Below are 12,156 nucleotides of genomic sequence, written 5' to 3'. Positions count from 1 at the left end.
GTGAATACCACAAAATCCTGTTTACCTGGCGTCTGGCTAAAGCTAACCCGTTCCCCCTCACCCCAACCCTCTACCCAAGGAGAGGGAGCTGGAACGGTGTTGCGGTTAGGTACGGAGTATGGCTGTGGCACATTCGGTTCCCTCTCCCTTTGGGAGAGGGTTAGGGTGAGGGGGTCATCAAGTGGTTCAAGCCCATCACCTTTTACCTTGGTTATACTAGCCCAGCGGCGTATAAACTGACACAGGTAAAAGCGCGGGCAAGCGTCCTGTTGGCGGTAATTTAATCAATTCTGCGCCATGGCGAGATACTGGCCGAGTTTATCGACGTCCACGTTGCCACCGCTGACGATCACCCCGACTTTTTTGCCCCGCAGCTCGATGAGCTGGTTCATCGCCGCAGCGGCTGCCAGGCAACCGGTCGGTTCGACCACCATCTTCATCCGCTCCATAAAGAAACGCATTTGCCGGCATAGCTGTTGGTCGGTCACCGTCAGAATATCTTCCACATAGTGTTGAATGATCGGGAAGGTGAGATTGCCTACCTGCTGGGTCTGTGCGCCGTCGGCAATGGTTTTTGGCACAGGGATCCACACTTTTTCACCGCTGCGGAATGCCTGTTGCACATCGTTGCCCGCTTCGGGTTCGACGCCAAATACCCGGCAACCGGGCGACCAGTGGTGTGCCGCAATAGCGCATCCAGAGAGCAGCCCGCCGCCACCGGTACAAACCAGCAGAATATCCAACGGGCCAACTTCTTCGATCAGCTCTTTGGCTGCGGTGCCTTGGCCTGCCATTACCTGCGGATAATCGTAAGGTGGGATCACCGTTAAGCCCTGTTGCGCCGCTAACCGTTGGGTGATGGCTTCCCGGTCTTCGGTTTGCCGCTGGTAGAGAACCACGTTAGCTCCGTAGCCGCGGGTTGCCGCCAGCTTGGCGGCGGGGGCGTCATCTGGCATCACGATGGTGACATTCACCCCAAGCTCACGGGCCGCCAACGCCATGGCCTGCGCATGGTTACCGGATGAGAAGGCTATCACTCCGGCCTGACGCTGGGCCGGGGTCAACTGGCTGATGGCGTTATAGGCCCCGCGGAATTTAAAGGCCCCAATGCGCTGGAAGTTCTCGCACTTGAAAAATAGTTGGGCACCGGCGATGTCATCCGCCTGGCGGGAAGTCATTACCGGCGTGCGGATCGCGTGGTTTTGCAGGATTTCGGCCGCTTTGGCAATATCGACGGCGGAGATGCAGTGGGGCGTAACGGTCATGGCTACCTCATATGGTTGGCATTGATTCGTTCAGCCTATTAATTTGCCTGTTGTATACGGATTGTCAAACGGTTAAGGGCTGTCAGCGGAAACAACCGTGCCATCAGGAAGGTCAAAATCCGGCATTTTCTGTAAACCCGTGCAAACATGATGAATAAAACTGGCCGGGTGGTTCCATAAACCAGGTAGAGCCTTTATTATCCTTGATCACTTTGCTTAAGCTACGGCAACAAAACGGATTTCATGTATCAACCTGTCGCGTTATTTATTGGCCTGCGTTACATGCGCGGGCGAGCCTCAGACCGCTTTGGGCGGTTTGTTTCCTGGCTATCCACCATTGGCATTACGCTGGGGGTGATGGCGTTGGTGACGGTGCTTTCAGTGATGAATGGCTTCGAGAAAGATCTCGAAAACAACATCCTGGGGCTCATGCCGCAGGGGCTGATCACCAGCAAACAGGGTTCTATCAACCCTGAGCAACTGCCAGCCTCTGCCGTGCAAAACCTGCATGGTGTCACCCGAGTCTCCCCACTGACTACCGGCGATGTAGTGCTGCAAAGCGCTCGTAGCGTGGCCGTTGGCGTCATGTTGGGGGTTGACCCACAACAGCCCGATCCGCTGACGCCTTATCTGGTCAACGTTCAACAGCAACAGCTGCAACCGGGCGAGTACAACCTGATTATCGGCGAACAGCTTGCCGGGCAGTTGGGCGTCAAGCGTGGCGATCAGCTACGTCTGATGGTGCCGAGCGCCAGCCAGTTCACCCCGATGGGGCGCATCCCGAGCCAACGTCTGTTCACCGTGATTGGCACCTTCCACGCCAATAGCGAAGTGGATGGCTATCAGTTGCTGGCGAACCAGCAAGATGCTTCACGCTTGATGCGCTACCCGGCGGGCAATATCACCGGCTGGCGTCTGTTCCTGCAACAGCCGTTGGCGGTGGACACCCTTAGCCAGCAAACGCTGCCGGAAGGTACCCAGTGGAAAGACTGGCGCGATCGTAAGGGCGAGCTGTTCCAGGCGGTGCGCATGGAGAAAAACATGATGGGGCTGCTGCTTAGCCTGATCGTGGCGGTGGCGGCATTCAATATCATTACCTCGCTGGGCCTGTTGGTGATGGAGAAGCAGGGCGAAGTGGCCATTCTGCAAACCCTGGGCCTGACGCGGCGGCAGGTCATGCTGGTGTTTATGGTGCAGGGGGCCAGCGCCGGGATTATTGGCTCGTTGCTGGGAACGTTGTTAGGCGTACTGTTAGCCACCAATCTCAATAACCTGATGCCGATCCTTGGCGCGTTGATCGACGGGGCTTCTCTGCCGGTGGCGGTTGACCCTATCCAGGTGACGATCATTGCCGTAGTGGCGATGGCGGTCTCGCTGTTATCCACGCTTTACCCTTCATGGCGCGCTGCCGCCGTACAACCCGCTGAGGCTTTACGTTATGAGTAACCATCCTTTATTGCAGTGTGAGCACCTGTGTAAAACCTATCAGGAAGGCAACCTGCATACCGACGTGCTGCGCAATGTCAGTTTTGCCATGCAACCGGGCGAGATGATGGCGATCGTCGGCAGCTCGGGTTCCGGTAAAAGTACTTTGCTGCACCTGCTGGGGGGGCTGGATTCGCCCACCTCCGGTGAGGTGATCTACAAAGGGCAGTCGTTGAACAAGCTTTCTTCCACCGCCAAAGCCGAACTGCGCAACCGCCAGCTCGGCTTTATCTATCAGTTCCATCATCTGCTGCCCGATTTCACCGCGCTGGAGAACGCTGCAATGCCGCTGTTGATCGGCGGCATGAAACCGGCGTTGGCGAAGGAAAAAGCGCTGGAGATGCTGGCGGCCGTGGGCTTGGAAAAACGTAGCAAACATCGCCCGTCCGAGCTTTCCGGCGGTGAACGTCAGCGCGTGGCGATTGCCCGTGCGTTGGTGAATAACCCTTCGCTGGTGTTGGCGGATGAGCCTACCGGCAACCTGGATAAACGCACCGCAGACAGCATCTTCGATCTGCTGGGCGAATTGAACGTACGCCAGGGCACCGCATTTTTGGTGGTCACCCACGATCTGCAACTCGCTAAACGTCTGAGCCGCCAGTTGGAAATGGCAGACGGCCATCTACAGGCGCAACTGACCCTGATGGGGGCCGAGTAATGAGCGTTTCGCCACTTTCATTGCTGATGGCGCTGCGCTTCAGCCGTGGCCGGCGGCGCGGCGGCATGGTTTCGTTGATCTCGGTGATCTCCACCATCGGCATCGCGCTGGGTGTGGCGGTGCTGATCGTCGGGCTGAGCGCGATGAACGGCTTCGAACGTGAGCTGCAGAACCGTATTCTGGCGGTGGTGCCGCACGGCGAGATCGAACCGGTCAAACAACCGTTCACCGGCTGGCCGGAGATCCTGCAACGGGTCGAAAAGGTGCCGGGCATTCTGGCGGCAGCGCCCTATATCAACTTTACCGGGCTGATGGAAAATGGTGCCCAGTTACGCGCCGTGCAGGTGAAAGGGGTCGATCCTGCCCAGGAGAACCAGCTTAGCGCGCTGCCAAAATATGTGCAGGGCGATGCCTGGGCCAATTTCAAAAGCGGCGAGCAGCAGGTGATCCTGGGCAAGGGCGTGGCTGAAGCGCTGGGCGTGAAGCAGGGCTCTTACGTCACGGTGATGATCCCCAACAGCGATCCTGAGATGAAACTGTTGCAGCCTAAGCGGATCCGCCTGCATGTCACCGGCATTCTGCAACTCAGCGGCCAGCTCGATCACAGCCTGGCCATGGTGCCGTTGCTGGATGCTCAGCAATATCTGGATATGAGTGACAGTGTCACTGGTATTGCCATCAAGGTCAACGACGTGTTCGCTGCCAACAAGCTGGTGCGTGATGCCGGAGAAGTCGCCGAGGCCACCGTCTATATCAAGAGCTGGATTGGCACCTACGGCTTTATGTATCGCGACATTCAGATGATCCGCGCCATCATGTATCTGGCGATGGTGCTGGTGATCGGCGTAGCCTGTTTCAACATCGTTTCCACCCTGGTGATGGCGGTGAAGGACAAGAGCGGCGACATTGCCGTGCTGCGTACGCTTGGGGCCAAAGACGGCTTTATCCGCGCCATCTTTGTCTGGTATGGCCTGCTGGCCGGGCTGGTGGGTAGCCTCAGCGGCGTGGTGGTTGGGGTGATCGCCTCGCTACAGTTGACCAATATTATCAAGGGCATCGAAAAGCTGATGGGCCACTCTTTCCTGTCTGGCGACATCTACTTTATCGACTTCCTGCCGTCCGAGCTGCACTGGCTTGACGTGGCGATCGTACTGGGTACGGCAATCGTGCTTAGCCTGCTGGCCAGTTGGTATCCGGCCAGACGTGCCAGCCGCATCGATCCGGCCCGCGTATTGAGCGGGCAGTAATAAAAACCTGGGGCCAGTAGCGGGCCCCATTTTTTTACCCTGAGGGCGAGTTATGTACTACGGTTTCGACATGGGCGGCACCAAGATTGAACTTGGGGTGTTCGACGTCAATCTGCAACGTATCTGGCAAAAGCGGGTGCCGACGCCGCGTGACGACTACCGGCAACTGCTGGCGGTATTACGCGATCTCACCCATGAGGCCGATGCCGTCTGTGGTACGCAAGGGCTGGTGGGCATAGGTATTCCCGGGCTGCCAAATGAAGATGGCACCTTGTTTACTGCCAACGTCCCGGCCGCGATGGGGCAGCCGCTACCGCGCGATCTGAGCGCGCTGATTGGCCGCGAGGTCAAGGTCGATAACGACGCCAACTGCTTCACGCTCTCGGAAGCTTGGGACGAAGAGTTTCGCCATTACCCGACGGTGCTGGGCATCATCCTGGGTACCGGAGTTGGCGGTGGATTGATCGTTAATGGTAAAGTGGTCTCTGGGCGTAACTTTATCACCGGAGAGTTTGGCCATTTCCGCTTGCCTGTGGATGCGCTGGAGGTGCTCGGGCGTGATATTCCTCGCGTTCCCTGTGGCTGCGGCCATGACGGTTGCATCGAGAATTACATCTCGGGCCGCGGATTTGAGTGGATGTACGCGCATTTTTATCAACAACAGTTGCCAGCGCAGCAAATCATTGCGCATTATCAGGCCGGTGAGCCACAGGCCGTGGCGCACGTAGAACGTTTTCTGGATGTCCTGGCCATTTGTCTGGGCAACCTGCTGACCATCATCGACCCCCACCTGGTGGTGATTGGCGGCGGCTTATCGAATTTTGCCGCAATTTATCAGGCGTTGCCCCAGCGTTTGCCCGCCCATTTGTTACGGGTAGCCAAACTGCCACGCATCGAGAAGGCGCGCTATGGCGATGCTGGCGGTGTTCGTGGGGCAGCGTTCCTCAATTTGGTGGAAAGTCATAAATAAGGAGAGTTCATGCACACTCGCCATCGGTTGTGTCAGTTTCGCAAGAGCAAGCATGTACGGCATCAGCGTTTTCGCTCGCGGATATTCCAACGCGATACCATGGCGGCGGCAGAGCTGAAAAAGCCGTTTGTCGTGGTGCTGACGGGGGCTGGGATCTCTGCCGAGTCCGGCATCCGTACTTTCCGCGCTGCCGATGGGCTGTGGGAAGAGCACAAGGTGGAAGATGTCGCCACCCTGGAGGGGTACCAGCGCGATCCTGCCTTGGTGCAGGAGTTTTATAATGCGCGCCGCCGGCAGCTACAGCAGTCGGATATCGGTCCTAATGCGGCTCATCGTGCGCTGGCCGATTTGGAGGAGTGGCTGGGGGAGGAGAATTTCCTGCTGGTCACGCAGAATATCGATAACCTGCACGAGCGGGCCGGTAGCAAACAAGTGCTGCATATGCACGGCGAACTGCTGAAAGTGCGCTGCACCAGTTCTGGACAGGTGGTGGAATGGTTGGGCGACCTGAGCGTGGATGAGCGTTGCCACTGCTGCCAGTTCCCTGCACCTTTGCGGCCTCACGTGGTGTGGTTTGGTGAAATGCCGTTGGGGATGGATGAGATTTACGCCGCGTTGGCCAAGGCCGATTTCTTTATCGCCATTGGTACCTCCGGCAATGTTTACCCGGCGGCAGGCTTTGTTCACGAGGCTCGGTTGGGCGGAGCTTATACCATGGAACTGAACCTGGAGCCGAGCCTGGTAGAAAGCCAGTTCGAAGAGAAGCATTACGGCCCGGCCAGCGAAGTGGTGCCACGTTTTGTGCACAAGTTCGTGATGGGTAAGGTCGAGCGGGCGGATAAGCCTTAATCGAGCGTCGGGTTAAAAGGTGTGGGGAAATTCAATATGTTCTCCACACCTTAATCTAGGTCAGCGTCCAGCTTTTAGCTGCTGGAAGTAGGTCTCATACAGCGTGCTGGTATCGCCCACATCGTTTTGCCACTCACCGTTCTCAATCACCGCATCATCCGGATACAGCGACTTGTCGTTGGCGATCTCTTTCGGCAACAGCTTTCTCGCAGCCAGATTGGGGGTAGGGTAGCCGATGGTTTCCGCCACCTGTACCGCGATCTCCGGGCGTAGCAGGAAGTCGATCAGCTTCAACGCTCCCTCAACATTTTTGGCGTTAGCCGGAATGGCCAGGCTATCCATCCAGAAAATACCGCCTTCTTTCGGCCAGACGATCTCCAGCGGGGTACCGGCCTGGCGTGCCACATAAGCCGAACCATTCCACACCATGCCCAGATCGACTTCGCCTTCCATATACGGATTACCCGGGTTATCGGAGTTAAACGCCAGCACGTTTGGCATCAGCTTCTTCAGCTCGTTATAGGCCGCCTCGATCTGTTTAGGATCGGTGGTATTGCCCGAATAACCCAGCTTGCGCAGTGCTACCTGGAACACTTCGCGCGCATCATCGGTGAGCAGCACTCGGCCTTTGTATTCCGGCTTCCACAGATCGGCCCAGGCGGTTACGGTGCTGGCATCAATGGCATCCGTATTGACGCCAATGGCGGTTGCGCCCCAGATATAGGGAATGGAGTAATCGTTGTTGGGATCGAACGGCTTGTGCAACAGGTTAGGATCGAGATCGCTAAAGTGGCTGAGTTTGCTTTTGTCGATTTTTTGCAGCATCCCTTCCTTGCTCATCTTGGCGATGAAATAGGTGGAGGGCACCACCAGATCGTACGCGCCATCCCGGTAGGTTTTCAGCTTGGCGTACATGCTTTCGTTGGATTCATAGGTGGAATAAATCACCTTGATACCGGTTTCTTTGGTGAACTGTTCCAGCAGCCCCGGCGGGACATACTCGGTCCAGTTGTAGAAATAGAGCGTTTTGCCGTCGTCCGCGGCGTTTGCCGAGCCAAGGCTCAGTGCCATCATCCCGGCTGCGAGCAGATGTGACCACTTTTTCATGGTACGGATCCTTTAGCAGTGCGTGTTTTTACAGTATTGCGCGATGCGCCTTACCCCAGAGAGCGGCCATTATAGGTGGCGTGCCCAGTGGGGTAAAGACGCTTATCCCGTTGGCAAATCAGTGATTTTGCCGATCGCGCAACAGCAGTTGGCTGGTCAGCACCAGCGCTAGCGATAACACCAGCAGAATGGTCGCCAGAGCGTTGACCTCAGGCGAAACGCCAACCTTCACCATCGAATAGATCTTCAATGGCAAAATCTCGTAGCTTGGCCCGGTCACGAACGATGAAACCACGACATCATCCATCGACAGCGTGAAGCTCAGCAGCCAACTGGCGGCAACGGCGGGCATCGCCAGCGGCAGGATGATTTTGCGCAGGATCACCATTTCGCTGGCACCCAGATCGCGTGCTGCCTCCAGCATCTTGACGTCAAAGCCCTTAAGGCGCGCATAGACGGTGACCACCACAAAGGGCAGGCAGAAGGTGATATGCGAAAATAACAGTGACCAGAAGCCCAACGAGACCCCCAGTAGCATAAACAGTACCAGCAGCGAGATGGCCATGACGATATCCGGCGACATCATCACCACAAACAACATGCCACCGACGAAGGGTTTTCCGCGAAAACGGTAGCGGTACAACGCCACCGCCGCCAACGAGCCGATCATGGTCGCAAAGCTGGCGGAAAGCACCGCCATGGTCAAAGAGTGCCCAGCGGCCTGCAACAGGCTGTCGTTGTTCATCAACATGCTGTACCAATGGGTGGTAAAACCTCGCCAGTTGATGCCAAACCGCGAGGTGTTGAATGAGTTAACGATCAGGATCACGATGGGAATATAGAGATAGGCATAAATCAGGCTCATAAAGCCACCGCGCAACAGGCGTCCGATCATTCCAGCTCCCCCTTTTTGTTCAGTAGCTTGGCGGCCCGGTAATAGATCCACAGCATCAGCCCCATCACCAGCGTCAGGCAAATGCTGGTGGCGGCACCAAACGGCCAGTCACGGATATTGAGGAACTGGCTCTTGATGACGTTACCGATCAGCAGGTTTTTGGCTCCACCCATCAGGTCGGCCACGTAGAACAGCCCCATAGCGGGCAGTAGTACCAATAGGCAACCAGCGATAATGCCTGGCATAGTCAGCGGAATGATGATGCGGATAAAGGTTTGCAGCTTGCTGGCACCGAGATCGCGGGCCGCTTCCAGACAGGATTTATCCAGCTTTTCCAGGCTGGAGTAGAGCGGCATCACCATAAACGGCAGCAAGATGTAGACCAGCCCCAGCACCACTGCGCCAGAGGTATACATAATGCGTAACGGCGTATCGATGATCCCGGCCCACAGCAGGAACTCGTTCAGATAGCCGCGAGTGCTGAGAAACAGCTTCAGGCCATAGATACGGATCAGCGAGTTGGTCCAGAAGGGCACAATCAGCAGGAACAGCAGCAGCGGGCGCACTCTTTGAGGCAGGCGGGCCAGAATAAAGGCAAAAGGATAACCCAGCAGCAGGCAGCACAAGGTGGCGATCGCCGCCATGTTCAGCGAGTGCAGCATCACTTGGCCATACAGGGGGTCAAACAGCCGGGTGTAATTATCCAGAGTGAACACCATCTGCACCAGATTGGCGTCGTCACGGGTGAGGAAACTGGTGCCGATGATCATCAGGTTAGGCAGAAAAACAAACAGCACCAGCCAGCCAACGGTACCGCTGATCACCAGGTTTTGCAGCAAATTACGCGATTTCTTCATCGGCCAGCACTACCTCCCAGCTTGCAACCCAGGTTATCGCCATCTTCTGGTTTAACGAGTGGTCAAAGTCAGGATCGTCTTCATTGAAGAACTCGCTGACCATCACCATCTTACCGTTTTCCAGTTCAACCACCGATTCTAGCGTCATGCCTTTATAGTTGCGTTCGCGCACGTAGCCGATCAGGCCATCAATCTGCTCGCTGTCGTTCACCTCTTCGACGCGCAGATCTTCCGGGCGCAGCAGAACCTTCAGGGATTGCCCTGGCTCGACCGGGAGTTCGGCGTAGATATCACACTCACGGCCTTCTACACGAGCGCGCACCCGCTGCGGATCGATGCGATGGAGTACCACTGCATCAAAGATATTGATCTCACCGATAAAGCTGGCTACAAACAGGTTTTTGGGCTCTTCGTAGATTTCCCGTGGGGTACCGTCCTGTTCAATTCGCCCGTCGCGCATCACCACAATCCGATCGGACATGGTCAGCGCCTCTTCCTGATCGTGCGTGACAAACACAAAGGTGATACCCAACTGGCGCTGTAGCGCCTTCAACTCGTTCTGCATCTGCTTGCGCAGCTTGTAATCCAGCGCCGAAAGCGACTCGTCGAGCAGTAACAGTTTAGGTTTATTCACCACTGCCCGGGCAATCGCGACCCGTTGCTGTTGCCCACCAGACAACTGATGCGGGCGGCGCTGAGCGAACTCGTCCAATTGCACCATGCGCAGGGCTTCCTCCACGCGTGGCGTTAACTCCGCCTCTGGGGTTTTCTGCATGCGCAGGCCAAAGGCGACATTTTCAAACACGGTCATATGGGGGAACAGGGCATAGCTTTGAAACACGGTGTTAACGTGCCGATGCTCGGCCGGAATGGCGGTGATATCTTGCCCGTCGAGCACGATCTGCCCGTGGTCGGCATTTTCCAACCCGGCAATCAGCCGCAACACGGTGGTTTTCCCGCAGCCAGAAGGGCCAAGCAGGGTCAGGAATTCGCCATCGTTAATCTCAAGGTTGAGATCGCGGATGATCTCTTTACCGTCAAAGCTTTTACTCAGGGCGTTCAGTGTAACCAGAGAGGATTGTTCAGTCATTTTAGTGTCTCTATCCCGTACAGTGGTGCAGATAGAACCGCCGCTGGAAAAGACTGCGCGAGCTTACGGGAGTGACCCGTCAGGTACTGAAGCTCAAAGCCAGCGGCGCCGATCAAAAATTTAAGAGCGCGCATGATAGACGCTGAATCCGCTAATTGAAAGCCAAACAGCCCATAAGTCATGCTGATTGGCCGAAATTATCGTTGGTAGTTACCCCATTAAACCATCACATGTTTTAATGATTTGCGTTAAATCTGATTATTAATGACCTGTCTCAATATTTGATCCGGATCGGTTCCGCATAATGAAACGCGATATTCTGAGGGCGGAACCATGGATAAACTACTAGATCGCTTTTTTAACTACGTCTCATTTGACACACAGGCTAAAGCGAACGTCAAACATGTGCCTAGTACCGAAGGGCAACTGAAGCTGGCGCGTGCGTTGCAACAGGAAATGATTGGGCTGGGGTTTGAAGGGGTATCGCTAAGCGAACATGGCTGCGTGATGGGTACGTTGCCTGGCAATGTGAGCTGGCCAGTGCCGGCCATTGGCTTTATTTCTCACCTTGATACCTCACCCGATTTTTCGGGTAAGCATGTGACACCGCAGGTAGTGGAAAACTATCGCGGCGGCGACATTGCCTTGGGCATCGGAGATGAAGTGTTATCGCCGGTGATGTTCCCGATCTTGCATCAGATGCTGGGGCAAACGCTGATCACCACCGATGGCAAAACGCTGTTGGGGGCCGATGATAAAGCCGGGATTGCCGAGATCTTGACCGCGATGGTGCGGCTAAAGCAGCAAAAAATTCCTCATGGCGATATCCGCGTGGCGTTCACGCCGGATGAAGAAGTGGGAAAAGGGGCGCATTTCTTTGACGTTGCCGCGTTCGATGCCGAGTGGGCCTATACCGTCGATGGTGGCGGGGTGGGCGAATTAGAGTGTGAAAACTTCAATGCGGCGGCGGTGACGGTCAAAATCGTCGGTAATAACGTACATCCTGGCAGTGCCAAAGGGGTGATGGTGAACGCGCTGACGCTGGCAACCCGTTTCCAACAGGAGTTACCGGCCGAGGAAACACCGGAGCATACCGAGGGTTATCAGGGCTTTTACCATCTCAACAGCATCAAGGGGAATGTCGAACGTGCCGAGATGCACTACATCTTGCGGGATTTTGAGCGTGAAGGCTTTGAGGCACGCAAGCGCAAGATGATTGAAGTCGCGCAAAAGGTTGGCCGTGGGTTACCACGGGATTGCTATATTGAGGTGGCGATCGAGGATAATTACTACAACATGCGGGAGCAGGTGGCCGAGCATCCCCATGTGATCGAACTGGCACAGCAGGCGATGCGGGACTGCGATATCGAGCCGGTGATGAAGCCGATCCGCGGTGGCACCGATGGCGCACAGTTGTCATTCAAGGGGCTGCCTTGTCCAAACCTGTTTACCGGCGGCTATAACTTCCATGGCAAGCATGAGTTTATTACGCTGGAAGGGATGGAGCAGGCGGTGGCGGTGATTATGCGCATTGCCACTCTGAGCGCCGAGCGTGCTAAACGGTAGTTTTTGCGTTAACAAAGGCCCCTCACCCTAACCCTCTCCCAAAGGGCGAGGGGACCGAATGTGCTACCACTGGGCTTTGGCACTAAGCCTAGACCTCAACGGCGTTACAGATTAATTACTGTACCAGACTACAGCGCCATACCAGCTCCTTCTCCCAAAGGGCGAGG

Annotated in this window: 11 protein-coding genes; 6 read left to right on the top strand and 5 right to left on the bottom strand. The window is 56.0% G+C overall.

Annotated elements, in window-relative coordinates:
* Nucleotides 1–284: 284 nt before the first annotated feature.
* Nucleotides 285–1,265 carry a threo-3-hydroxy-L-aspartate ammonia-lyase gene (locus ABIE29_RS17270; RefSeq protein ID WP_429619899.1) on the bottom strand — a complete coding sequence of 327 codons (981 nt, stop codon included), beginning with the start codon at nt 1,263–1,265 and terminating at the stop codon, nt 285–287.
* Between the two features lie 243 nt (nt 1,266–1,508).
* On the opposite strand from ABIE29_RS17270, the gene lolC reads away from it, so the two are divergent.
* Genes lolC through cobB form a run of 5 tightly spaced genes read left to right on the top strand, consistent with a single transcriptional unit; the run spans nt 1,509 to nt 6,474 of the window.
* On the top strand, nt 1,509–2,711 hold the full coding sequence (lolC, locus tag ABIE29_RS17265; RefSeq protein WP_429619898.1) for a lipoprotein-releasing ABC transporter permease subunit LolC: 1,203 nt from the start codon (nt 1,509–1,511) through the stop codon (nt 2,709–2,711).
* Complete coding sequence (gene lolD, locus ABIE29_RS17260; RefSeq protein WP_429619897.1) at nt 2,704–3,408, top strand: lipoprotein-releasing ABC transporter ATP-binding protein LolD; 705 nt, start codon at nt 2,704–2,706, stop codon at nt 3,406–3,408. Before lolC ends, lolD begins: the two co-directional genes overlap by 8 nt.
* Entirely contained in the window at nt 3,408–4,655 is a 1,248-nt protein-coding gene (lolE, locus tag ABIE29_RS17255) for a lipoprotein-releasing ABC transporter permease subunit LolE (protein ID WP_429619896.1), read from the top strand. The genes lolD and lolE overlap by 1 nt, the downstream gene beginning before the upstream one ends.
* A 52-nt stretch (nt 4,656–4,707) precedes the next feature.
* Nucleotides 4,708–5,625, top strand: a complete 918-nt coding sequence (nagK, locus tag ABIE29_RS17250; protein WP_429619895.1) for an N-acetylglucosamine kinase — start codon at nt 4,708–4,710, stop codon at nt 5,623–5,625.
* A gap of 9 nt (nt 5,626–5,634) precedes the next feature.
* Nucleotides 5,635–6,474, top strand: a complete 840-nt coding sequence (cobB, locus tag ABIE29_RS17245) for a Sir2 family NAD+-dependent deacetylase (protein ID WP_429619894.1) — start codon at nt 5,635–5,637, stop codon at nt 6,472–6,474.
* A 60-nt stretch (nt 6,475–6,534) separates the two neighbouring features.
* Here the strand turns inward: cobB and potD are convergent, their stop codons facing one another.
* The 4 genes from potD to potA all read right to left on the bottom strand — a co-directional run bounded on the left by potD (nt 6,535) and on the right by potA (nt 10,423).
* Nucleotides 6,535–7,581, bottom strand: a complete 1,047-nt coding sequence (potD, locus tag ABIE29_RS17240) for a spermidine/putrescine ABC transporter substrate-binding protein PotD (protein WP_429619893.1) — start codon at nt 7,579–7,581, stop codon at nt 6,535–6,537.
* A gap of 118 nt (nt 7,582–7,699) precedes the next feature.
* A complete protein-coding gene (potC, locus tag ABIE29_RS17235) occupies nt 7,700–8,476 on the bottom strand; it encodes a spermidine/putrescine ABC transporter permease PotC (RefSeq protein WP_429619892.1) in 777 nt (258 codons plus the stop codon).
* Complete coding sequence (gene potB, locus ABIE29_RS17230; protein WP_429619891.1) at nt 8,473–9,333, bottom strand: spermidine/putrescine ABC transporter permease PotB; 861 nt, start codon at nt 9,331–9,333, stop codon at nt 8,473–8,475. The genes potC and potB overlap by 4 nt, the downstream gene beginning before the upstream one ends.
* The gene (potA, locus tag ABIE29_RS17225; RefSeq protein ID WP_429619890.1) at nt 9,317–10,423 is read right to left on the bottom strand and encodes a spermidine/putrescine ABC transporter ATP-binding protein PotA; all 1,107 of its coding nucleotides are present in this window, start codon (nt 10,421–10,423) and stop codon (nt 9,317–9,319) included. The genes potB and potA overlap by 17 nt, the downstream gene beginning before the upstream one ends.
* Nucleotides 10,424–10,756: 333 nt before the next feature.
* Here potA and pepT point away from each other — a divergent pair, with 333 nt between their 5' ends.
* Entirely contained in the window at nt 10,757–11,989 is a 1,233-nt protein-coding gene (pepT, locus tag ABIE29_RS17220; protein ID WP_429619889.1) for a peptidase T, read from the top strand.
* Nucleotides 11,990–12,156 lie beyond the last annotated feature (167 nt).

The sequence above is a fragment of the Serratia sp. 2723 genome, from assembly GCF_050434425.1.
In the GTDB taxonomy this organism is placed as follows: domain Bacteria; phylum Pseudomonadota; class Gammaproteobacteria; order Enterobacterales; family Enterobacteriaceae; genus Chania.
This window is presented reverse-complemented; position numbering and strand designations above follow the sequence as displayed.

What these genes read in the sequence shown, in the direction of transcription:
- ABIE29_RS17270 (WP_429619899.1), bottom strand. Translation starts at nt 1,265, where the DNA reads ATGACCGTTACGCCCCACTGCATCTCCGCCGTCGATATTGCCAAAGCG.
- lolC (WP_429619898.1), top strand. Translation starts at nt 1,509, where the DNA reads ATGTATCAACCTGTCGCGTTATTTATTGGCCTGCGTTACATGCGCGGG.
- lolD (WP_429619897.1), top strand. Translation starts at nt 2,704, where the DNA reads ATGAGTAACCATCCTTTATTGCAGTGTGAGCACCTGTGTAAAACCTAT.
- lolE (WP_429619896.1), top strand. Translation starts at nt 3,408, where the DNA reads ATGAGCGTTTCGCCACTTTCATTGCTGATGGCGCTGCGCTTCAGCCGT.
- nagK (WP_429619895.1), top strand. Translation starts at nt 4,708, where the DNA reads ATGTACTACGGTTTCGACATGGGCGGCACCAAGATTGAACTTGGGGTG.
- cobB (WP_429619894.1), top strand. Translation starts at nt 5,635, where the DNA reads ATGCACACTCGCCATCGGTTGTGTCAGTTTCGCAAGAGCAAGCATGTA.
- potD (WP_429619893.1), bottom strand. Translation starts at nt 7,581, where the DNA reads ATGAAAAAGTGGTCACATCTGCTCGCAGCCGGGATGATGGCACTGAGC.
- potC (WP_429619892.1), bottom strand. Translation starts at nt 8,476, where the DNA reads ATGATCGGACGCCTGTTGCGCGGTGGCTTTATGAGCCTGATTTATGCC.
- potB (WP_429619891.1), bottom strand. Translation starts at nt 9,333, where the DNA reads ATGAAGAAATCGCGTAATTTGCTGCAAAACCTGGTGATCAGCGGTACC.
- potA (WP_429619890.1), bottom strand. Translation starts at nt 10,423, where the DNA reads ATGACTGAACAATCCTCTCTGGTTACACTGAACGCCCTGAGTAAAAGC.
- pepT (WP_429619889.1), top strand. Translation starts at nt 10,757, where the DNA reads ATGGATAAACTACTAGATCGCTTTTTTAACTACGTCTCATTTGACACA.